18 protein-coding genes are annotated in these 20,595 nt (G+C 70.9%); 8 read left to right on the top strand and 10 right to left on the bottom strand.

The features are described from left to right. Positions 1-30: 30 nt before the first annotated feature. A complete protein-coding gene (locus P9K36_RS30190; RefSeq protein WP_043381681.1) occupies positions 31-612 on the bottom strand; it encodes a hypothetical protein in 582 nt (193 codons plus the stop codon). A gap of 214 nt (positions 613-826) precedes the next feature. Between P9K36_RS30190 and flhA the strand changes: the two genes are divergently transcribed. Beyond that, positions 827-2,974: a flagellar biosynthesis protein FlhA gene (gene flhA, locus P9K36_RS30185; protein WP_043350527.1), complete on the top strand. Its 2,148-nt coding sequence runs from the start codon at positions 827-829 to the stop codon at positions 2,972-2,974. Between the two features lie 232 nt (positions 2,975-3,206). Here the strand turns inward: flhA and P9K36_RS30180 are convergent, their stop codons facing one another. The 3 genes from P9K36_RS30180 to fliI form a co-directional block, all read right to left on the bottom strand. Beyond that, positions 3,207-4,280 carry a lysylphosphatidylglycerol synthase domain-containing protein gene (locus P9K36_RS30180; RefSeq protein WP_043350518.1) on the bottom strand — a complete coding sequence of 358 codons (1,074 nt, stop codon included), beginning with the start codon at positions 4,278-4,280 and terminating at the stop codon, positions 3,207-3,209. Between the two features lie 143 nt (positions 4,281-4,423). Continuing rightward, a complete protein-coding gene (gene fliJ / locus P9K36_RS30175) occupies positions 4,424-4,831 on the bottom strand; it encodes a flagellar export protein FliJ (protein ID WP_012322462.1) in 408 nt (135 codons plus the stop codon). Between the two features lie 150 nt (positions 4,832-4,981). Continuing rightward, on the bottom strand, positions 4,982-6,334 hold the full coding sequence (gene fliI / locus P9K36_RS30170) for a flagellar protein export ATPase FliI (protein ID WP_043381683.1): 1,353 nt from the start codon (positions 6,332-6,334) through the stop codon (positions 4,982-4,984). 419 nt (positions 6,335-6,753) lie between these two features. Between fliI and P9K36_RS30165 the strand changes: the two genes are divergently transcribed. Next, complete coding sequence (locus tag P9K36_RS30165; protein ID WP_010683835.1) at positions 6,754-7,455, top strand: response regulator transcription factor CtrA; 702 nt, start codon at positions 6,754-6,756, stop codon at positions 7,453-7,455. A 177-nt stretch (positions 7,456-7,632) separates the two neighbouring features. Here P9K36_RS30165 and P9K36_RS30160 read toward each other — a convergent pair whose 3' ends face one another. Together P9K36_RS30160 and cysS are read right to left on the bottom strand one after the other, a co-directional pair. Continuing rightward, positions 7,633-8,400: a trypsin-like serine protease gene (locus P9K36_RS30160; protein WP_051044778.1), complete on the bottom strand. Its 768-nt coding sequence runs from the start codon at positions 8,398-8,400 to the stop codon at positions 7,633-7,635. Between the two features lie 119 nt (positions 8,401-8,519). After that, positions 8,520-9,917 carry a cysteine--tRNA ligase gene (cysS, locus tag P9K36_RS30155; protein WP_043381819.1) on the bottom strand — a complete coding sequence of 466 codons (1,398 nt, stop codon included), beginning with the start codon at positions 9,915-9,917 and terminating at the stop codon, positions 8,520-8,522. Between the two features lie 310 nt (positions 9,918-10,227). Here cysS and P9K36_RS30150 point away from each other — a divergent pair, with 310 nt between their 5' ends. After that, positions 10,228-10,575: a hypothetical protein gene (locus P9K36_RS30150; protein WP_043760477.1), complete on the top strand. Its 348-nt coding sequence runs from the start codon at positions 10,228-10,230 to the stop codon at positions 10,573-10,575. Between the two features lie 37 nt (positions 10,576-10,612). Here the strand turns inward: P9K36_RS30150 and P9K36_RS30145 are convergent, their stop codons facing one another. Further along, positions 10,613-11,125: a CreA family protein gene (locus P9K36_RS30145; RefSeq protein ID WP_043350523.1), complete on the bottom strand. Its 513-nt coding sequence runs from the start codon at positions 11,123-11,125 to the stop codon at positions 10,613-10,615. Between the two features lie 159 nt (positions 11,126-11,284). Here P9K36_RS30145 and P9K36_RS30140 point away from each other — a divergent pair, with 159 nt between their 5' ends. The 4 genes from P9K36_RS30140 (at position 11,285) to P9K36_RS30125 (ending at position 16,896) form a co-directional block, all read left to right on the top strand. Beyond that, a complete protein-coding gene (locus tag P9K36_RS30140; RefSeq protein WP_043350524.1) occupies positions 11,285-12,337 on the top strand; it encodes a DUF2865 domain-containing protein in 1,053 nt (350 codons plus the stop codon). A gap of 78 nt (positions 12,338-12,415) precedes the next feature. Beyond that, the gene (locus tag P9K36_RS30135) at positions 12,416-14,533 is read left to right on the top strand and encodes an OmpA family protein (protein ID WP_043760475.1); all 2,118 of its coding nucleotides are present in this window, start codon (positions 12,416-12,418) and stop codon (positions 14,531-14,533) included. A 211-nt stretch (positions 14,534-14,744) separates the two neighbouring features. Beyond that, positions 14,745-15,521, top strand: a complete 777-nt coding sequence (locus tag P9K36_RS30130; protein ID WP_043760473.1) for a class I SAM-dependent methyltransferase — start codon at positions 14,745-14,747, stop codon at positions 15,519-15,521. Between the two features lie 88 nt (positions 15,522-15,609). After that, positions 15,610-16,896, top strand: coding sequence for a hemolysin family protein (locus P9K36_RS30125; protein ID WP_043760471.1), 1,287 nt, complete (start codon positions 15,610-15,612; stop codon positions 16,894-16,896). Position 16,897: 1 nt separating this feature from the next. Here the strand turns inward: P9K36_RS30125 and P9K36_RS30120 are convergent, their stop codons facing one another. Then, positions 16,898-18,238 (bottom strand): glutamate--tRNA ligase, encoded by a 1,341-nt coding sequence (locus P9K36_RS30120; protein ID WP_043760469.1) that lies wholly within the window; start codon positions 18,236-18,238, stop codon positions 16,898-16,900. A 148-nt stretch (positions 18,239-18,386) separates the two neighbouring features. On the opposite strand from P9K36_RS30120, the gene P9K36_RS30115 reads away from it, so the two are divergent. Then, positions 18,387-19,664 (top strand): FAD-binding oxidoreductase, encoded by a 1,278-nt coding sequence (locus P9K36_RS30115; protein ID WP_043760467.1) that lies wholly within the window; start codon positions 18,387-18,389, stop codon positions 19,662-19,664. 14 nt (positions 19,665-19,678) lie between these two features. On the opposite strand, the gene P9K36_RS30110 is transcribed toward P9K36_RS30115, so the two are convergent. Both P9K36_RS30110 and P9K36_RS30105 read right to left on the bottom strand, forming a co-directional pair. Then, positions 19,679-20,149, bottom strand: coding sequence for a hypothetical protein (locus P9K36_RS30110; protein ID WP_043760465.1), 471 nt, complete (start codon positions 20,147-20,149; stop codon positions 19,679-19,681). After that, entirely contained in the window at positions 20,146-20,337 is a 192-nt protein-coding gene (locus tag P9K36_RS30105; protein ID WP_236953027.1) for a hypothetical protein, read from the bottom strand. Before P9K36_RS30105 ends, P9K36_RS30110 begins: the two co-directional genes overlap by 4 nt. Positions 20,338-20,595 lie beyond the last annotated feature (258 nt).

Genomic DNA, 20,595 nt, shown 5'->3' with positions numbered 1-20,595 from the left:
AGTTGCCCGGGGCGGATACGTATCCTCGCCTCAGCGGGTGGACCGGGCGGCCGGGCCGATCGTACCGCCGGTCCAGCCCTGTGCCCGCCAATCCTCGGCGCGCTCGTCGATGTCGATCGAACCGGCTTGATCCAGAATGGCGAGGACGCGTTCGCCCCGCGACTCGTCGGCCCGAACGGTGACCAGAGTGCCGCCCCGTCGCACGCCTTCCGCATAGGTCTCGGCTTCGTCGGCGCTGAGACCCGCCGCCGTCAGGCCGCCGATCAGGCCTCCGGCCGCGGCGCCGACCCCGGCGCCCGTGACGGCGGCCACGAGCCAGCCCGCCGCGACCACCGGTCCGAGCCCGGGGATGGCCAGCAGCCCGAGGCCGGCGAGCAGCCCCGCGCCACCGCCCAACACCGTCCCGACCGTCGCCCCGGTGCCCGCCGACTCCGCCGCGTCCGACGGGTGGGGCACGGCGGAACCGGGCGCGTGCGGTTCAGCGGGTGAGTCGGGGCGGTTCGCGACAATGCTGATCTCGGCATGGGGGATGCCGGCAGCTTCCAGCCGGTCCACCGCGTCTGCAGCGGCCTCGTATCGGTCGAACAGGGCGGTCAAGATGCGGACGGCCATCGGATCCTCCCGGACATACCCGGGTCGGAGCCCGGAGACGTGGCGACATCGCGGAAAGCCCGCAAAGGGCTCGGACGGGTCCTCATCAAGCGCTTGCGGCAGCCCCGGTTCCCGGCACCGCCCGCCACATCTTAACGCCGCGCTAACCATCCACCCGGCAGATCTTGCCGAGTCCCCCCGGCCCGTCCGGGGGGAACGGTGACGGATGGAATCGATGGCAGAAGCGGCGAGCGCGCCGGCACAGGCGGGCGTCACGACGGTCCTCGGCCAGCTCACATTGCCGACGCGCGGCGACCTCCACGCGCTGTCCAAGCGGTCGGACCTGCTGTTCGCCACAGGCGTGCTGGGGATCCTGGCGGTCCTCATCTTCCCGCTGCCGGCGGTCCTGCTCGACCTGCTCCTGGCGGTCTCGATCATCATGTCGGTGCTGATCATGATGACCGGCCTGTCCATCGACAACCCGCTGGAATTTACCGTTTTCCCGACGTTGCTGCTCATCGCCACGATGCTGCGGCTCGCCCTGAATCTCGCCTCGACCCGCCTGATCCTCGGGCACGGACACGAGGGCACCGCCGCCGCGGGTCACGTCATCGAGGCGTTCGGCCATTTCGTAATGGGCGGCAACTTCGTGATCGGGATCATCGTGTTCGCGATCCTGATCATCGTGAACTTCGTGGTGATCACGAAGGGCTCGGGCCGCATCGCCGAGGTCGCGGCCCGCTTCACCCTCGACGCGATGCCCGGAAAGCAGATGGCCATCGACGCCGATCTCTCGGCCGGCCTCATCGACGAGAAGGCCGCGAAGGCCCGGCGGGCGGCGCTGGAAGAGGAATCGTCGTTCTTCGGCGCCATGGACGGTGCCTCGAAATTCGTCCGCGGCGACGCCGTGGCGGCCCTGCTGATCACCTTCATCAACGTCGTCGGCGGCATCATCATCGGGGTGGCGCAGCAGGGCATGAGCTTCGGCGACGCCGCCAAGAGCTACACGCTGCTGACCATCGGCGACGGTCTCGCGAGCCAGGTCCCAGCCCTGATCGTCTCGACGGCGGCGGGCCTGCTGGTCTCCAAGGCCGGTGTGCGGGGCGCGGCCGACAAGGCCCTCGGCAAGCAGCTCGCCCATTACCCCAAGGCGCTGGGCATGTCGGCGGCCGTGATGCTGCTGATCGCACTCCTGCCCGGCATGCCGATGCTGCCCTTCGTGCTGCTCGGCGGCGGCGCCGGCTACGCCGCGTGGCGCATCAACAAGACCGCCAAGCTGGCCCCGCCCCTCGACGCCCAGGGCGTACCGATGGATGCGGCCGCGGTGGCGGCCGCGGCCGCCCCCAAGGAGGAGACGGTCACCGACCTCCTGAAGCTCGACGACCTCAAGCTGGAGATGGGCTACGCGCTCCTGGCGCTCGTCAACGGCGAAGGTCAGGACCGGCTCACCGACCAGATCAAGGCCCTGCGCCGCCAGCTCGCGGCGGAACTGGGCTTCGTGATGCCGTCGGTGCGCATCCTCGACAACGTCCAGCTCGACGCCAACGCCTACGTGGTGCGGGTGAAGGAGATCGAGGCCGGCACCGGCCGGATCTTCCCCGGTCAGTTCATGGCGATGGATCCGATGGGCGGCCAGGTCCAGCTGCCGGGCCAGCACATGCTGGAGCCGACCTTCGGCCTGCCGGCCACCTGGATCGACGCGGCCCTGCGCGACCAAGCCCAGTTGAAGGGCTACACCGTGGTGGATGCCGCAACCGTGGTGTCGACCCATCTCACCGAGGTCATCAAGGCCCACGTCTCCGAGCTCCTCAACCACGTCGAGGTCTCGAAGCTGCTGCGCGAGCTGTCCAAGGAGCACGCCGACCTGCTGAAGGAGATCGTCCCCTCGCAGATCTCGACCACCGGCATCCAGCGCGTGCTGCAGTTCCTGCTCGCCGAACGGGTCTCGATCCGCGATCTCGGCGCGATCGTGGAGGCGATCGCCGAAGTGGCGGGCGGGGTGAAGAACCCCCGGGACGTGGTCGAGCACGTCCGCGCCAGACTCGGCCGGCAGATCTGCGCGCAGTACCAGGACCAGAACGGGATGCTGCCGATCATCACCCTATCGCCGGCCTGGGAGCAGGCGTTCATGGAATCGATCGTGGGCGAGCGCGACGAGCGCTACCTCGCTATGCAGCCCTCGAAGCTCAGCGAGTTCGTCAATGCGGTGCGCGACCGCTTCGAGATGGCGGCGCGCCAGGGCGAGATGCCGGTCCTCGTGACCTCGGCGCAGACGCGGCCGTTCGTCCGCTCGATCATCGAGCGCTTCCGCCGGGAGACACCGGTGATGAGCCAGGCCGAGATCCATCCGCGGGCGCGTCTGCGGACGGTGAATTCGATCTGAGCGCAGACGCTCCCTCGCGACCGGACGGATCGCGGCCCCTGGATGTCGGCGTCGGGCTCCGGAACGCCCGGCGGATCATCGCCTCAGGCCGAACGCGGGAGCCCGTTGCACCCCGCGCGGAGACCGGCCTCAGAAGGGTGAGGCCCGCACGACAGTGCTTCGTGCGCTGACTTCCCACAACGGACGCGAGCCGCGACGGCGGACGTCCGCAGAAGTTATCCCACAGGAGGAGTCAGATCGCCTTCTGCTTGAGCTCCCGCTCCATCTCATGGGCGTCGAGGCCAGGGGCGGTGACCGGCGGTTCCGGCACGACGGTCGCCTTCGGTCCGTTCGCTGGGGTGCCGATCGCCGCGGCCAGACGCGAGCGTTCGAATGCGATCACCACGATCACCGAGATCAGCGCCGGAAGCCAGAAATAGAAGACGCGGAACACCAGCAGCGCGGCGACGACGGCGTTCTTACGCGCCTCGTCGGTCTCCGCGATGTTCATGGCGGTGAGGAAGACGATCTCGAAGACGCCGAGGCCACCGGGCGCGTGCGAGGCGAGCGCCACCGAGAAGGAGGCCAGGAAGATCGCCAGGACGGGGATGAAGCCCGGATTGACCGCGTCCGGCAGGGCAAAATAGATGATCCCGGCCGCCCCCAGAAGCTCCAGCGGTGCCGCCGCGAGCTGGCGCAGCATGATCCCCGGGCGCGGGTATTCGAGCTTGAATTTCCGCAGGCTGATCGGCGGCAGCCGCAGAAGCGAACCGGCGACGTAGAGGGCGACGAAAGCCAGCATCCCGATGCCGACGGCGACGGCCGTACTCGGATTGGTCAGGATCGCCGGGAGCTTGTCCTGCAGGCGGGCCAGCAGATGCGGATCGTAAACCAGCGTGAAGCCGCCGAGCAGCACCGTCCCGAGGAAGAACGTGAAGGAGCAGAGTGCCACCAGCACGGCGACCTGCGCCGCCGACAGGCCCTTGGCCGTATAGGCGCGATAGCGGACCAGGGCGCCGGAGAAGACCGAGGCGCCGATATTGTGCGAGAGGGCGTAGGTCGTGAAGGAGCAGAGCGAGACGAACAGCCACGAGATGTGGCGCACGCCCAGATGCAGGAGCGCGATCCGGTCGTACCAGGCGAGCGCCGCATAGGCGACCAGGGTCGAGAAGGCCGCCAGCAGGATCCGGTGCGGCGGGATCGCGAGCACCGCGGCCCAGATCGCCGAGAGCGAGGTGGTCTTCAATTCCTGATAGAGGAAGTAGCCCGATACCACGACGGCCGCGAGGCCAATCATGGGCCAGATAAACTCGCTGATCTTCTTCATGAACACCGACGCCCTGGGGAGAGCCCCTGATGCGCCGGCACGCGACGCGCTGCAAGCGGCATGTCACCGCCGCGATCCCCCTTGTCAGGTGATCGTGACGGTTTCGTGCCGCGGGAGCCTGCCGATCGGTCCGTCGGCCGGGCTCAGCCCCGGGCGCGGTTCAGGCCGATCCCGTCCATGGCGGCTTGGTCCCGAGCCGATTCGGCCGCGCGCTCGGCGGTCCGCTCGCGGTCGTTCAGGATCTCGACCTTCTTCAGTTCCTCGAAAGCCTCGCCCAGCTCGGCCTTCGCCTCGGCGAGCTGACCCTCGAGTGCCTGGGCGGACTGAATCATGTTGTCCCGGCGCGTCGCCGCCGCGCGGGCATAGGTCGGGTAGGCGAAGTGACCGACATCGGTGATTCCGGCCCGGGCCTCCTCGACGGCGACCTCGCGATCGAGCTCCACCGCCATGCGCTGGAAGTCGGCCATCATCATCTCGATCTGGGTCACGCGCCGGCGCTTCTCATCGACCTGGAAGCGGCGCAGGCGGATCAGCGTGTCACGCGATTTCATTAGGACGCTCACTCCACGCAACGCTTGAGGCCGCGCCCGGGATCACGCCCGGACCGTGCCCATGTGCGAGCCTGCCCACGGCAGCCTCGCCCGGATCCCCCACCTGCACCATGTGGTTCGCCGAAGCGTCGCCGCCCCGAGGCATGGTGCCTAGGCCCCGCCGATGATCTCGGTGAGCCGTGCGTAACCATCGCCGATGGACGTTGCTTCTTCCTTACCCTGCCCCAGAAAAGCCTCAAGATACGGCATGAGCGCCACGGCCTCGTCGACCTCCTGGGAGGAGCCGGCCCGGTAGGCGCCGAGGCGGATCAACTCCTCCATATCGGCATAGGTGGACAGCACCCGCCGCGCCCGCCGGACCACCGGCAGATAGGCCGGATCGCACGAGCGCGGCATGGTCCGCGAGACCGAGCGCAACACGTTGATCGCCGGATAGCGCCCGCGCTCCGCGATGGCGCGCTCCATGACGATGTGACCGTCGAGGATGCCGCGCACCGCGTCGGCCACGGGCTCGTTGTGGTCGTCGCCCTCGACCAGGACGGTGAACAGGGCCGAGATCGTCCCCTGCCCCACGCCGGGGCCGGCCCGCTCGAGCAGGCGCGGCAGCTCCGAGAAGACGGTCGGCGTATAGCCCTTGGCGGTCGGCGGCTCGCCGGCGGCAAGGCCGATGTCGCGCTGGGCCATGGCGAATCGTGTGATCGAGTCGATCATGCACAGGACCTTGGCGCCACGGTCGCGGAAATACTCGGCCACCGATAGGGTCATGTAAGCCGCGTTCCGGCGCATCAGCGCCGGCTCGTCGGATGTCGCCACCACCACGATCGAGCGGGCGAGGCCGGCGGCTCCGAGGTCGTCCTGAAGAAATTCCTGGACCTCGCGGCCGCGCTCGCCCACGAGGCCGATCACCGCCACGTCGGCGGCGGTGTAGCGGGCCAGCATCGACAGCAGCACCGACTTGCCGACGCCGGACCCGGCGAAGATGCCCATCCGCTGGCCGGCGCACATCGTCAGGAAGGTGTTGATGCACCGGACGCCGAGATCCAGCGGCCCGCCCACCCGCGTGCGGGCGTGGGCGGGCGGCGGGTCCGCGCGCAGGGGATAGACGTCGGGCCCGTGCGCCAGGGGGCCGAGCCCGTCGACCGGCCGCCCGAGGGCGTCGATCACCCGGCCGAGCCATGCGTCGGACGGCCGGATCGCGCCGGCCGATTCGTCGCGGACGTAGGCGGGGCAGCCGCGCCGCACGCCCTCGAGCGAGCCGAACGGCATGGCGAGCGCCCGGTCGCCCTGGAAGCCGATGACCTCGCAGGGCACCAGCCCGTGGCCGTTGGCGCCCTCGACATCGACCCGTCCCCCGAGCCGCATCGCCGCCACCGGCCCGGCGACCTCGACCAGCAGGCCGCGGATCGCCACGACCCGGCCGAACGTCTCCAGCACCTCGATCCGCTCCAGGGCGGCCTGCGCCGACGCGAGGGAAGCTACGGATCTTGCCGGATCCTGTGTCATCGGCCTGGCTCTCAACGCTTCGTTTACCGGCCTCCTTAACACTGCGGGTCACGGGCTCGTAGCGGCTCGATCCGGGTGGCGGCTTCGGCCGCGCCCGACGAAGTCGTACCGGTGTGTCCCATGGACAACAGCGGGGATCGGATCGTTGCGGAGGAAGTACTTACGCCGAAGGGGGCGAGCGGCCTGGACGCGGGCGGATCGGAATCGGGGTCGGGGCGAGACCGGGGAAACGCTGTTTCTCCTGTCAAGCTCGCGGAACTTCGAACGAGACGCTTGCGGGCAGGAATCAGGTTTTGTTAACGATTAATCCATAGCGTTCCACGTCAAGAGCGACGGAGCGCCCGTCCACAGGCCGGTGGCGGGCGAACGATAGGGACGTGTCTGCGCGCTGATGCGGCCGGCGGGGCTGGGGACCGACGATGCGGGTACTTTTGATCGAGGACGACAGCGCGACCGCGCAGAGCATCGAGCTGATGCTCAAGTCCGAGAATTTCAACACCTACACCACCGACCTCGGGGAAGAAGGTGTCGATCTCGGTAAGCTCTACGACTACGACATCATCCTCCTCGATCTGAACCTGCCCGACATGTCGGGTTACGAGGTGCTGCGCTCGCTGCGCGTGGCGAAGGTGAAGACGCCGATCCTGATCCTCTCCGGCATGGCCGGCATCGAGGACAAGGTGAAGGGTCTGGGCTTCGGCGCCGACGACTACCTCACCAAGCCGTTCCACAAGGACGAGCTCGTGGCGCGCATCCACGCCATCGTGCGCCGCTCGAAGGGCCACGCCCAGTCGGTCATCACCACCGGCGACCTGATCGTGAACCTCGATCAGAAGACCGTCGAGGTCGGCGGCGCCCGGGTGCATCTGACCGGCAAGGAGTACCAGATGCTGGAACTCCTCTCGCTGCGGAAGGGCACGACGCTCACCAAGGAGATGTTCCTCAACCATCTCTACGGCGGCATGGACGAGCCCGAGCTCAAGATCATCGACGTGTTCATCTGCAAGCTGCGCAAGAAGCTCGCCAATGCCAGCCAGGGCAAGAACTACATCGAGACCGTCTGGGGCCGCGGCTACGTGCTGCGCGAGCCGATGGACGGCGAGGAGCGCATGGCGGTCTGATCCGCCCGGCGCATGTCTTCCGAAAAACCCCGTGCGGCTAGGCCGCGCGGGGTTTTCGCGTTTCGAAGGGGCTCCTCCGCGACGGCATCGCCGACGCCGCGCAGGGACATCGGGCCGCGCGCGACCGTGGCGGGCGTGGCGCAGGCCGGAGCTTCCGGCTCGCGATGGACGCTACGCTCACCGCATCCCGGTCGCGGAGAAGACCTGTGCGGCCGGCGCGATCACCACGTAGCCGCCGCAGGGCGCGGCCCGGCTGATTACCGCACTGGCCACGCCCCAGATGTAGGTGCCGCGACGATCCTGCGCGACGACAGGGCCGCCGGAATCACCGAAGCAGACCCGGGCGCCGTTGGCCCGGGCGATGGTAAGCCCGGTATTGCTGGCCGCGATCGGCGTCAGCGTGGCGGTGCGCAGGCGTCCGACGGTGCGGCCGGACAGGCCGGCGCCGGCGATCCGCAGGCTCTTCGGGACCCGCCCGGGATCCGCCGCCAGCGGCACGGGCCGCCGGTCGCGCACCGGCTCGGTCAGGCGGAGCACCGCGAGATCGAGGGAGAGGTCGGAGAGGCTGACGCCCGACGCCTCGTTCGGCAGCATCTCCCCCGGATCGGGACTGTAGCGGGCGGCGACCCGCGCCCCGTAGACCGGCCGTGCCGGCTCGCTGCCGCGGAAGAAGACGACCAGCGCGCCGAGCGGATCGCCGTTCACGCAATGCGCCGCCGTCAGCACGAGATCCGGAGCGATGAGCACACCGCTACAGCGGGTCAGGCGCAGCGCCTCCTCGGGCTGGGTGATCGTGCCGATCGCGACGGTGGCCTGCGCCAGGGCATCCCGCCCCGCGGCCGCCCCGCCGTCGATGGCGAAAGCCGGCCCCGACAGCCCCAATCCGAATGCCAGGGCCGATGCGGCGGCGGCGCAGCGCGCCCCGATGGTCGCGAAGATGGTCACGTGCTGCTCTTCCCCGGCGCGAGCCCCCGGACCACAGATGCCGCGCACGCCGCATCGCGCAAGCGGGCGCGAGGACGCGGCCGCCGTGACATCCGTGACGTCGGCGGCCGGCTCAGCAATCAGCGCGCCACCGTCCAGGCGGTGGTGCCGTCCTTGTTGTCCTTCACGGCGACGCCCATCGCGGCGAGGGCATCGCGCGCCCGGTCGGAGGCGGCCCAGTCTTTCGCGGCCCGCGCGGCGCGGCGCTCGGCGATCAGCGCCTCGACCGCCGCGACGTCCACGCCGGACGCCGCAACCTGCGCCTGCTCGCGGTCGCTGCGGGTGCTGGCGAGGAAACCGAGGAGGTTCGCACCGGCGCGCAACGCGCCGGGCTGCGTCTCCGCGCTGCTCGCGAGCCGGTGCAGCTCGTTGATCGCCGCCGGCGTGTTAAGGTCGTCGCAGAGGGCCTCGACCACCCCGGCGGGGACGTCGGACGCGGCGGGCGCATCGCCGGCGGCATTGTACCAGCGGTCGAGCACGCGGCTCGATTCCTCCAGGCCGCGCAAGGTCCAGTCGATCGGCTGCCGGTACTGGGTCTTGAGCATGGTGAGGCGCACGACCTCGCCCGGCCAGTCGTTCAGCACGTCGCGGATGGTGATGAAGTTGCCGAGCGACTTCGACATCTTTTCCCCCTCCACCTGGAGGAAGCCGTTGTGCAGCCAGACGTTGGCCATGACCGGCGTTCCGAAGCAGCAGCGCGACTGCGCCACCTCGTTCTCGTGGTGGGGGAAGATCAGGTCGATGCCGCCCGCGTGGATGTCGAAGGTCCGGCCGAGATGCTTGGCCGACATCGCCGAGCACTCGATGTGCCAGCCCGGCCGCCCCGCCGCCGCGATCCCCGCGGGCGACGGCCAGGACGGCTCGCCGGGCTTCGCGGGCTTCCACAGGACGAAATCGAGGGGCGAGCGCTTGTAGGGGGCGACCTCGACCCGGGCGCCCGCCTCCATCTCGTCGAGGGGCCGTTTCGACAGGCCGCCGTAATCCGGCATCGACGGGACGTCGAACAGCACGTGGTCCTCCGCCACGTAGGCGTGGCCGGCCCGGACCAGCGCCTCGATCATCGTCACCATCTCGGCGATGTGATCGGTGGCGCGGGGCTCGACGAAGCGGGGCCGCTCGCCCGGCACGTTGACGTCCTCCGGCATGAGCACGCCGAGGTCGCGCACGTCCCGGTGGAACTGCGCCAGCGTCCCGTCGGTGAGTTCGCGGATGGTGATGCCGCGCTCGGCCGCCCGGGCGTTGATCTTGTCGTCCACGTCGGTGACGTTGCGCGCGTAGGTGACGTGCCCCGGCCCGTAGAGGTGGCGCAGCAGCCGGAACAGCAGGTCGAAGACGATGATCGGCCGGGCATTGCCGATATGGGCGGCGTCGTAGACGGTCGGGCCGCAGGCGTAGAGGCGGACATGCTGCGGATCGATCGGCGCAAAGGCTTCCTTGGCGCCGGTCAGCGTGTTGTAGAGCCGCAACATCGGCGCCATGAAACCCATCCCTATTCCGGCGCCGCGGCCTGATCCCGGCGCCGCGCCGGCGCCGGAAAACCGGCCCTGCCGTCAACGACCTGCGGGCCCCGCGCGGCGAAGAACGGCCGAAACGTGGCGGATCCGGAAGGCCCGCCACGGCACCCTGTTGCATCGCGGCGACGGCGCGGCCCGCGCGATGGGGCTAACCCAAAAGCGTGAGGAATTCGAGATGGCCTGCGCGCCCTGCGCGTAAGGCTTCCTTAACCGCGCCGTCGGACCGTCCGGGGCACGATCCTCACGCCACAGATCCTGTGCCCAAGGACAATTCATGCGACGCTCGGCCGCCGGTTCCCTCGCCCTCGTCACCGTTCTTGCCTGCGCAGGCCTGACGCATGTCGCGCTGGCCGGCACCGACGGCGAGACGCCTGCGAAGGCGCCCGCCCGTGTCGAGAAGACCTTCCTGATCCCGTCGAGCGATGGCTACGGCGTCGGCGAATGCCTGACCACGCCGGGCAGCGCCTGCGGCCAAGTCGTCGCCAACGCGTGGTGCGAGGCGCAGGGCTACGCGGCCGCCAATTCCTACGGCGTGGCCGCCGCCGACGAATATACCGGCGCGATCAGCCAGCCGGTCCCGGCGCCGTCCGAGCGCCCGATCCGGATCACCTGCCAGGACTGAGCCGGCCACGGCCGGCCCAGTCGGCAGGGCGCTCCGCTCACTTCATGAAGTCGGCGCATTTCTGCGCCGGTTCGGTGCCCCAGGGCGCCAGCGGCACGGCCGAGGTCGAGTTCTTCGGCGAGCCCTGGATGACCTTGTCCGAATAGACCATGTAGATCAGCGTATTGCGCTTCGCGTCGCAGCCGCGGACGATCTGCATCGACTTGAAGATCAGCGACCGACGCTCGCTGAACACGACTTCACCCTGGCTGAGCTTGCCCTTGAAGGCGATCGGCCCGGTCTGGCGGCAGGCCAGCGAGATGTCCGAGACGTCCTCGGCGAGGCCCAGCGTGCCCTTGATCCCGCCCTTCTCGGGCTGGGTGTACCAGCAGGCTACCCCCGAGACTGCCGGATCGTCCACGCCGTAGACCACGAGCTTGTCGTTGGGGGTCAGCGGCCGCCAGACCGTCGACTTGTCGAAAATGCGATCCGGCTCCTGCGCCGAGGCCGGACCGGCTGCGGCCAAGCCCACGGCCAACAGCCCGACATAGGTGAGACTCCGAAACAACATCACTGGCCAATTCCCCCTCACGCTTGCCGGCCGGATGTAGGAGGGGTGTCGCGGTCTTGCGAGGGGGCGTAGAATGGCTCTGCTTCGGTTCCGAAGCGCGGATGCGCGCGGGCCTGGATTCTCCGGATCGCCGCGCACCCGATCAACGCGATGCAGCCTATGCCTCACCGCCCGATCGTCCGTACGTTCGGCCGCCTCGTCCTGAGCGCGGCCATAGCCCTCGGACTGTCCTATCCCCTCGCCACCGCCGCGCGCGCGCAGGACGCGGCTCCCAGCCCGCCGCCGACCGAGGCACGGCCGGCGCCGCAACTGCCGTCGCCCCAGTGCCGGCGGTACCGGGCGGAGCTGGCCTCGCTCCAGACCGGCGCCAGCACGACGCGCGCCCTGAACGACGAGATCGGGCGGCTCGAGGCCTATTTCCGCGGCCTCAACTGCGAGGGCGGCAAGTTTTTGTTCTTCGACACGCGACCGCCGCAATGCGGGGCGGTGGAGCAGCGGATCCGCGCCCTCAAGGCCACCTATGGCGGCGCCGTGATCGACGACAGCGGCGCCCGGAAGCGTGAGCTCCAGGGGCTCGTCGCCTCCACCTGCCCGCCGCGCGAGACCTATGCCGGCTCCGGCGAGGCCTATGCCCGGGGCGGCCCGCAGACGGTCTGCGTGCGCACCTGCGACGGCGGTTTCTTCCCCCTGAAGAACCTGCCCGAGGGACGCGGCGGTGCCGACGAGATGTGCCAGGCCCTGTGCCCGGGGACCGAGGCACAGGCCTATTCGATGCCGTATGGCGACGATGCCCTGAAGCACGCCGCCACGGTGAAAGGCAGCCGCGCCTATGCGAGCCTCGCCAACGCCTTCAAGTTTCGCAAAGAATTCGTTCCGAACTGCTCGTGCAAGCCGGAGGGCAAGAGCTGGGCCCAGTCCCTGGTGAAGGCCGAGAGCATGCTGGTCCGGCACAAGGGCGACATCTTCGTCACGCCGATGCAGGCCGAGGCGCTGTCCCGGCCGAAGGTGCGCCTCACCCTGGTGGGACGGGCCGACCGGACCGCGGCCGAACTCGCCGCCGATGTGGCCGGTCGCGCCGGGGTCGACACGAAGGCTGGCCTGACACCGGAGGAACCCGGAAAGGCCGAGCCGGCGGCGGCGAAACCCGATCACGTTGCCGTGCGCATCATCGCGCCGGACGTCGTCGCTGTCCCCAAGCGCCTCACGCCCTGAGACCTCCCCCGCCCGCGCGCGGGGGAACCAAATGCCGCGTTCCGGGTTCGGGTCGGCCTGAACCGACATGGGACCGCGATGCGTCTGCTCCGCCTGATCCTCCTCACCGGCACGGTGCTGCCGGCCCTCACGCTCATGCAGCCCGCCGGAGCCGAGCCGGGCCGGTTCCACCTCGCACAAGGTGGACCGGAGGAGCGCGGCCCCCGCGGCGGCGAGCCGCCACACGGCGGACCGCGCCCGGAGCGGCCGCCGCAGGAGCGGCCCGGCCCGCAGCCGGGTCCGCCGGCTGGACGTGAGCGCCCCGAGCCCCGACCGGAGCCCCGGCCGGAGCGCGCCGCACCGCCGCCGCGCGAGCGACCGGAACCGCCGGCCCAGCGTGCACCGCAGGCTGAGCAGCCTCAGCGGGAGCGCGGGCCCGAGCGCCGTCCCGAGCCGCCGGCATCGCGCCCTCCGGCACAGGAGCGGCAGCAGGAGCGCCAGGATCGGCAGCAGGAGCAGCGCCAGCCGGATCAGCGCCAGCAGGAGCGCCGGGAGCAGCAGCCGGATCGTCCGGATCGCGGGCCTCAGGACCGCGCAGCGCCCGGGCGGCCCGGCCCGGAGCGGCAACAGGCGCCGGATCGGGACCAGGGTCCTGCTCCTCAGCCGAAGCCGGAGCGGCCGCCGGCACCGCCGCAGCAGCGTCAGGCACCGGACCGGGATCGCGCGGCCCCGGAGACGCCCCCGAACCGTCCCGCACAGCGCGACGCCACACCCGACCGTGGGCCTCCCGGCCAGCGACCGGCCGGTCAAGGCGGCCCCGATGCGCGCCCGCAGGCGCCCAATGCGACGCCGGACGGGCCCGGCAGACCGTCCCAGCGTCTGGATGCCCAGCCCGAGAACCGTCCGCAGCCGAATACCGGCCCGGGCGCAGAGCCCGGCCGGCCGGGCTCGCCCAACACGGCTCCGGGGGTCCCGGGGCGGCCGTTCCAGCCTCAGGGAGGCCAACCCGAAGGGCGCGGGCAGCCCCAGCCGAACGGCGCGCCCGGCGCCGAGCCGGGACGACCGCTCCCGCCCAACATGGCCCCGGGCGTCCCGGGCCGCCCGTTCGTGCCGCCGGGACAGGGCGCGGCGCCAGGACAGGCTCCGCCCCCCGGAGGCGTGCCGCCGGGACAGCCGCCGGTGGGTGGCCCCGGCCGGCCGGTAGATCCCGGCCCCGGTGCCTTCAACCGGCCGGGCCAGCCGGGCTACGTCCCCGGCGGCTTCCGGCAGAACGACACGGTGCGCGATTTCGAGCAGGTCCGCAGCGACCGCCGCGAATTCGTCGAGGATGGCCGGACCTACTATCGGGAGCCGGGCCGCATCATCGTGCGGGATCGCGACAGCTACCTGATCCGCCACGACGAGAACGAGCGCTTCCGCGACCTCGACCCGCGCGGCTACCGGTTCGAGCGTCGGGGCGCCGAATTCTACAGCTACGTCGCGTGGTCCGGCGGCGGCCAGATCGTCACCGTCACCGACGATGACGGCCGGCTGCTGCGCCGCTACAGCCGCTACCCCGACGGCCGGGAGGTCGTCCTGATCGACAACAGCTATTCCGGTCCGCTGCGCCCGATCTACGAGGACGTGGTGGCGCTGCCGCCGCCCGATATCCGAATCCCGCGGGACCGCTACATCGTGGACTACGCCCAGGCCGACGAGGCGGAGGTCTACGAGGCGCTGACGGCACCGCCGGTTGTCCCTGTCGAACGCCGCTACACCCTCGATCAGATCCGCTACAGCCCGGACCTCCGCGCCCGTCTGCGCTCGGTCGACATCAACACGATCACCTTCGATACCGGCTCGTTCACCGTGACGCCGGATCAGGCGGCCAAGCTGTCGGTGATCGCCGCGGCCATGAACCGCGCGATCCAGGCCAATCCGCGGGAGGTCTTCCTGATCGAGGGCTTCACCGACGCGGTCGGCTCCGACATCGACAATCTCTCGCTGTCGGATCGGCGTGCCCAATCGGTGGCGACCGTGCTCACGGAGCAATTCCGGGTGCCGCCGGGCAATCTCACCACCCAGGGCTACGGCGAGCAGTATCTCAAGGTGAACACGCAGGGCCCATCCCGGGAGAACCGCCGTGTCGTGGTCCAGCGGATCACGCCTCTGCTGCAGCAGGGTCCGGATCAGGGACAGGCAGCGCCTCCGCCTCCGTCGGCGCAGCCGCCGCGCTGAATCGGTCGCCGCGCAGATTTGCCCTGCGCGGCGCTCCACGGTCCGGGGCGCTGCCCTGCCTCGAGGCAGGTGGCAGGAGTGGATGGGAAACCACTCGGTCGGATGGAACGGCGTGGTGCTGATCCCAGGCAGCCTGTACGGTCGCCTCTGATCGTCGCCCTGCGGCTGTGCCACCGCCCGCCCCGCGCGATCCGAACCAGGAGATCCGCCCATGAGCGCGCGCAGCCACGCCCGACATGTCGTCGACCAGTTCGGCGCGCAGGCCTCCGCCTACGTGACCAGCGCCGTGCACGCGGCGGGCGCCGACCTCGACCGGATCGGCGTTCTGCTGCGCGCGCGGCCGGGTGCCCAGGTCCTCGACCTCGGCTGCGGCGGCGGCCATGTCGCCTTCACGGCCGCCGCCGCCGGCGCCGCCGTCACGGCTTACGATCTTTCGGCTGACATGCTGGCAGCGGTCTCCGCCGAGGCGTCCCGGCGGGGTCTCGACCGGATCGAAACCCGGCAGGGCGGCGCCGAGACCCTGCCCTTCCCGGACGCGATCTTCGACGCGGTGCTGACCCGCTACAGCGCCCACCACTGGCGCGACGTCCCGGCGGCGCTGGCCGAGGCGCGGCGGGTGCTGCGGGCAGACGGCCTGCTCGTCGTCAGCGATATCGTCGCTCCGGAGGATCCGCTGCTCGACACGCACCTGCAGGCCGTGGAGCTGCTGCGCGACCCCTCGCACGTGCGCGACTACCGGGTTTCGGAATGGCGCGCCCTTTTGGAAGCGGCCGGGTTCGAGCCCGGCGCCGTGATGGCGAGCCGGCCGCGCATGGACTTCGCCAGCTGGATCGCCCGGATGCGCACGCCGGAGATCCATGTCGCGGCGATCCGCGCCCTTCAGGCTACGGCGCCCGCCGAAATCACCGCCCATTTCGGCATCGAGGCCGATGGCAGCTTCCTGCTCGACGCCGCACTGATCGAGGCGACCCCGAGGCTTGGCCGTTGAACGGTCGCGGACACATCCCCATGTTGCAGGACCGCGCCACCAGAGGAAGCCGTCCCCGCCCAGCGGGGTCCCGGCTCAATGATCCGGTCTGATCGAGCTCCTCGTCGTCGTCCTGCTGATCGCGCTCAACGGCGTCTTCTCGCTGTCGGAGCTGGCCCTGGTCTCGGCTCGCAAGAGCCGGCTGCGCGCCTTGGCCGAGGAGCGCCGCGCCGGCGCGAAGGCCGCCCTCGCGCTGGCCGAGGAGCCGGGGCGGTTTCTGTCCACCGTTCAGATCGGCATCACGCTGATCGGCATCCTCTCCGGCGTGGTCTCGGGCGCGGCTCTGGGCGACCGCCTCGCCCTGATTCTGATCGATCTGGGCTTGGGCAAGGGCTGGGCCGACACATTGGGCTACACCCTGGTGATCGGCGTGATCACCTACCTGTCGGTGATCATCGGCGAACTGGTCCCCAAGCACCTCGCCTTGCGCAACCCCGAACGGATCGCCTGCATGGTGGCGCCCGGCATGCGGGTGGTCTCGCGCGCGGCTCTGCCGGCCGTGTGGCTCCTCGACGCTTCGACGCGGGCGGTGTTCCGGCTGATCGGCCAGGAGACAGAAAGCGCGAGCGCGGTGACCGAGGAGGAGATCCGTAGTCTCGTGGCCGAGGCCGAGACCGCGGGCGTCATCGAGGGCGACGAGCGGGCGATGATCTCCGGGGTCCTGCGCCTCGGCGACCGTCTGGTGCGCGGCGTCATGACTCCGCGCACCGACGTGACCTGGATCGATCTCGCCGATGATCCGGAGACCGTCCGGGCACGCATTTTCGCCAGCCCCTATGCCCGTCTGCCCGTCGCCGATGGCGGCCCCGACGCGATGATCGGCGTGCTTCAGCTGCGCGACCTGATCGGCCCCTTGTCGCGGGGGGAGCCCCTCGACCTGCGCGCGCAGGTCCGCGCGGCCCCGGTGCTTCCGGACACGCTCGATGCCCTCGACGCCCTGGATACGCTGCGCCGGGCCTCGGTGCCCATGGCCCTGGTGCACGACGAGTATGGACATTTCGACGGGCTCGTGACCCCGGCCGACATCCTCGATGCCATCGCCGGGGCGTTCCTGTCGGAGGATACGGAGCCGGACGCGGTACCCCGCCCGGACGGGTCCTGGCTGATCGCGGGTTCGATGCCGGTCGATGAACTGACCGACCGGCTGGGCCTGCGTCTCCCGCCCTCGCGCGACTATGCGACGGTCGCCGGCCTGGTCATCGCGGTGCTCCAGCACCTACCGGAGACGGGCGAGACCTGCGACATCGCCGGCTGGCGGTTCGAGGTCGTGGATCTCGACGGCCGGCGCGTCGACAAGTTGCTCGCGAGCCGTCTCGCCGAAACCGAGGCGTCGTAGCTCAAGCGGTCTCGCCGGACAGACGCCGCGCCGCGCGTGCCCGTCCGATCAGCGGCAGCAGACCCGCGAGGTCCGGGCCGTGCTCCAGCCCGGTCAGCGCGAGGCGGAGCGGCATGAACAGGCCCCTCCCCTTCGCGCCGGTCCGGCTTCGGATCTCCGTCGTCCACGCTTTCCAGGTGTCCGGGCCGTATGGCTCCGGGGGCAGGGTCTCGCAAGCGGCCGAGATCACGGCCGGCTCGGTGAGGACAGGCTCGACCGGGCCGGCGACGACGCGCCACCAATCGGCCGCCTCGGGGACACGGCCGAGATTGGCCCGGACCGCCAGCCAGAAGGCTTCGGCCCGATCCGCCGGAATCCCGAGATCGGCGAGGCGCGCGGCCGCCTCCGCGTACGGCATGGCGTGGATCAGTCGGGCGTTGAGGCCGTCGAGTTCCGCCGGATCGAACCGGGCGGGCGCCCGCGAGATCTCGCCGAGGTCGACGAGACGCGCGAGGGTGTCGAGATCCGGGACAGCCCGCACGGATTCGGCCGAGCCGGTGAGCACGGCCAGCGAGCGGACCGCCGCGGGCTCGTAGCCGGCCTCGCGCAGGCCCCGCAGCGACAGGTGGCCGAGGCGTTTTGACAGCCCTTCCCCGTCGGCGGTCGTCAGCAGGTTGTGGTGGCCGAAGACCGGGACGGTAGCGCCCAGGGCCTCGAAGATCTGCACCTGCACGCCGGTGTTGGTGACGTGATCCTCGCCGCGGATGACGTGGGTGACGCCGAGATCGGCGTCGTCCACCACCGACGGCAGCGTGTAGAGATAGCTGGCATCGGCGCGGATCAGGACCGGGTCCGACAGGGACGCGCAGTCGACATGGGCCGGACCGCGGACGAGATCGTCCCAGGTGACGGTCCGCGCCTCCAGAAGGAAGCGCCAATGCGGGCGGCGGCCCTCGGCCTCGAACGCCGCGCGCTCCTCGGCGGTGAGCCGCAAAGCCGCCCGGTCGTAGATCGGCGGCTGGCCGCGTCCGAGCTGGCGTTTGCGGCGGCGCTCCAGCTCCTCCGGCGTCTCGTAGCAGGGATAGAGCCGGCCCGCTGCGCGGAGGCGGTCGGCGGCAGCGTCATGCTGCGCCTTGCGGGCGCTCTGCTTCGCGAACAGATCGGGCACGATGCCGAGCCACGCGAGATCCTCGGCGATCGCCTCGGCGAAGGCTTCCGTGGAGCGCTCCGCGTCGGTGTCGTCGAGCCGCAGCAGGAAGCGCCCCCCGGTCCGGCGGGCGTACAGGGCGTTGAGCAGGGCCGGCCGGGCGTTGCCGATATGGAGGTAGCCGGTCGGTGACGGTGCGAAGCGGACGAGAGTCATGGACCGCTCTGTAGCCGATCTCTGCGGGAATGTGCGCGGGACTTCATGACGGCCCCGGACCGATGCACCGCTCTGCGGAGTCCCGCTACCCAGGAGGCGGAAAACCCGTCAGAAGGGCGCGCGTGGTGCGGTGCGGGATATGAGCGGCATGGCGACGGACGGGACGGCCGACATCGTGGTGGTCGGCGGCGGGATGGTCGGCCTCGCCAGCGCCATCGCGCTGAAGGATCGCGGCCTCGACGTGGTCCTGTGCGATCCCGGCGAGGCCCGAGCCCGGACCTCCTACGGCAATGCCGGCGTGGTCAGCCGCGGCTCGATCCTGCCGATGTCGAGCCCCGCCCTTTGGGGCAAGCTCCCGGCCTACCTGCGCAACGCCGATTGCGGCCTGCGCCTGCACTACGCGCATCTCCCGCGGATCATCCCCTACACGGCGCATTTCCTGGCGGCCGCCCGCGCATCCCGGTGGCGCCGCGCGGCAGCGGCGCTGCTCCCCCTGACGACCGCCGCCTATCCGGCCCATGAGCGGCTGGCCGCCCGGGCGGGGACCGGCGACCGGCTCCAGCGGACCGGCTGGATCAAGGCCTATCGCACGGAGGCGGCCTTCGCGGCCGCGGCCCTGGAGCGGGAGATCCTGGCGAGCCACGGCGTCGCCTTCGAGATCCTCGATACGGCGGCCCTGCGCGCCCTCGAGCCGGCCCTGGTGCGGCCCTACGCGCGGGGGATGCTGCTGACCGAGACCGGCTCGGTGCGCGAGCCCGGCCGTCTCATCGAGGCCTGCGAAGCCCTGTTCGACGCTCTCGGCGGTCGCCGCCTGCGCAGCCACGTCGCCCGCTTGGCGCCCGAGGCGGGCGGGTGGCGCATCGATCACGACAGCGGCACGGTGCAGGCCCGCCAGGTCGTCCTGGCGGCCGGCGCCGCCTCGGGAGCGATCGCCCGGACCCTCGGCTATCGCTTCGCGGTGGCGGCCGAGCGCGGCTACCATCGTCACTACGCCCTGCATCCGGACAGCCCGCCGCTGACCCGGCCAGTCCTCGACACGGGGGCCGGCTCCATCCTGTCGCCGATGGGCGACCACCGGGTGCGGGTCCTGTCCGGCGTGGAACTCAACGCCCGCCGCGCCGCACCCGATCATACCCAGATCGAGGCGGCATCCCGGGAAGCGGCCGGAACGCTCCGGCTCGGCGGGCCCCTGGACAACGCGCCGTGGCTCGGCTCCCGCCCATCGACGCCCGACGGGATGCCGGTCATCGGCCGGGCACCGCGTCACACCGGCCTGCTGTTCGCCTTCGGCCACGGCCATATCGGGCTGTCCACCGGGCCGATCACCGGCGAGATCGTCGCCGATCTCGCCACCGGCCGCACGCCGGCGGTGCCGGTGGCCGCCTTCGCGCCGGAGCGGCTTCTGCGCTGGCCACGCCTGCTCTGACGGCGCTCCCGCTCTCAGCGCCAGTCGTAGGGGTTGTAGGGCTCGAGCGCAGCCTGGACCTTCCGCAGGACGTCCGGCTGCCGCTGGAGATCGGCCTCCCGGGCCAAAGCCCGGAGGAACGCCTGCGGGCCATGCTCCAGATCCCGCGCCAAGCCGTTGTAGCGGTCGGCGGGCTCGACATGGGGGGGATTCACCGCGACGCGGTACGCGAGGCCGCAATTTGGCGGGTCGATCCCGAGCCGATAGCAGATCCGCACCCGGGCGAAGGGCACGTCAGGGCGATAATCGACCCGGTACCCGCCGAACCGGAAGGCACCTCCGGTCACGCGCTCGGCATAGGCCAGCGTCCGCGCCACCGTGGTGAAGCCGGCGGTGCGCCGGTCACGCACGAGGTCGATCGCCGCGCGCTCCGTCGGGACGAAGGGCTGTGCACAGGCGGTACCGGACACCAGCACGGCCAGGAGAGCGGGAACGACGAATCTCATGGCTTCTTCATGCAGACCGCGACGGGCTCGGCATCCTTGGCCGCCTTGGCGGTCATGTCGAGGCAGCCGACGGTGGATATACCGTCCGTCTGTGTCACGGACGGCAAAACCGCCATGCCCCGGCAATAGGCACCGATCAATTCCTCGTCACGACGACAGGCCACATCCAGGCGCACTTGGCTGCTCATCGACGGCCCCGGCGGACCGGGCGGCCCGGCCGGACCCGTCTCGCCCGTGGGACCGCGTGCCCCGGTCGCTCCGTTCAGGCCCGCAGGCCCCGCTGGCCCCGGAGGCCCCCGGTCACCCGTCGCACCCGGAGGTCCTGCCGGCCCCGGCTTCGGCGCGTCACAGGCGCCGAGCGCGAGCGCCATCGCGCCGAGCAGGAGCGCGGTCGGTGGGCCTCTCATGCGGGTCTCCGGTGGGGCTTGCGCAGAGGGAACTTGGTG

This window comes from Methylobacterium sp. 391_Methyba4 (assembly GCF_029691625.1).
GTDB lineage: Bacteria > Pseudomonadota > Alphaproteobacteria > Rhizobiales > Beijerinckiaceae > Methylobacterium > Methylobacterium fujisawaense.
Note: the sequence above shows the minus strand (reverse complement) of the source record. Positions and strands in the feature narration are given on the sequence as shown.

Excerpts from the sequence above, each read along its gene's own strand:
- P9K36_RS30120 (WP_043760469.1), bottom strand. The coding sequence starts at position 18,238 with ATGACTCTCGTCCGCTTCGCACCGTCACCGACCGGCTACCTCCATATC.
- P9K36_RS30140 (WP_043350524.1), top strand. The coding sequence starts at position 11,285 with ATGCCTCACCGCCCGATCGTCCGTACGTTCGGCCGCCTCGTCCTGAGC.
- fliJ (WP_012322462.1), bottom strand. The coding sequence starts at position 4,831 with ATGAAATCGCGTGACACGCTGATCCGCCTGCGCCGCTTCCAGGTCGAT.
- P9K36_RS30165 (WP_010683835.1), top strand. The coding sequence starts at position 6,754 with ATGCGGGTACTTTTGATCGAGGACGACAGCGCGACCGCGCAGAGCATC.
- P9K36_RS30115 (WP_043760467.1), top strand. The coding sequence starts at position 18,387 with ATGGCGACGGACGGGACGGCCGACATCGTGGTGGTCGGCGGCGGGATG.
- fliI (WP_043381683.1), bottom strand. The coding sequence starts at position 6,334 with ATGACACAGGATCCGGCAAGATCCGTAGCTTCCCTCGCGTCGGCGCAG.
- P9K36_RS30190 (WP_043381681.1), bottom strand. The coding sequence starts at position 612 with ATGGCCGTCCGCATCTTGACCGCCCTGTTCGACCGATACGAGGCCGCT.
- P9K36_RS30145 (WP_043350523.1), bottom strand. The coding sequence starts at position 11,125 with ATGTTGTTTCGGAGTCTCACCTATGTCGGGCTGTTGGCCGTGGGCTTG.
- P9K36_RS30135 (WP_043760475.1), top strand. The coding sequence starts at position 12,416 with ATGCGTCTGCTCCGCCTGATCCTCCTCACCGGCACGGTGCTGCCGGCC.
- P9K36_RS30150 (WP_043760477.1), top strand. The coding sequence starts at position 10,228 with ATGCGACGCTCGGCCGCCGGTTCCCTCGCCCTCGTCACCGTTCTTGCC.
- P9K36_RS30130 (WP_043760473.1), top strand. The coding sequence starts at position 14,745 with ATGAGCGCGCGCAGCCACGCCCGACATGTCGTCGACCAGTTCGGCGCG.
- P9K36_RS30180 (WP_043350518.1), bottom strand. The coding sequence starts at position 4,280 with ATGAAGAAGATCAGCGAGTTTATCTGGCCCATGATTGGCCTCGCGGCC.
- P9K36_RS30105 (WP_236953027.1), bottom strand. The coding sequence starts at position 20,337 with ATGAGCAGCCAAGTGCGCCTGGATGTGGCCTGTCGTCGTGACGAGGAA.
- flhA (WP_043350527.1), top strand. The coding sequence starts at position 827 with ATGGCAGAAGCGGCGAGCGCGCCGGCACAGGCGGGCGTCACGACGGTC.
- cysS (WP_043381819.1), bottom strand. The coding sequence starts at position 9,917 with ATGGCGCCGATGTTGCGGCTCTACAACACGCTGACCGGCGCCAAGGAA.
- P9K36_RS30110 (WP_043760465.1), bottom strand. The coding sequence starts at position 20,149 with ATGAGATTCGTCGTTCCCGCTCTCCTGGCCGTGCTGGTGTCCGGTACC.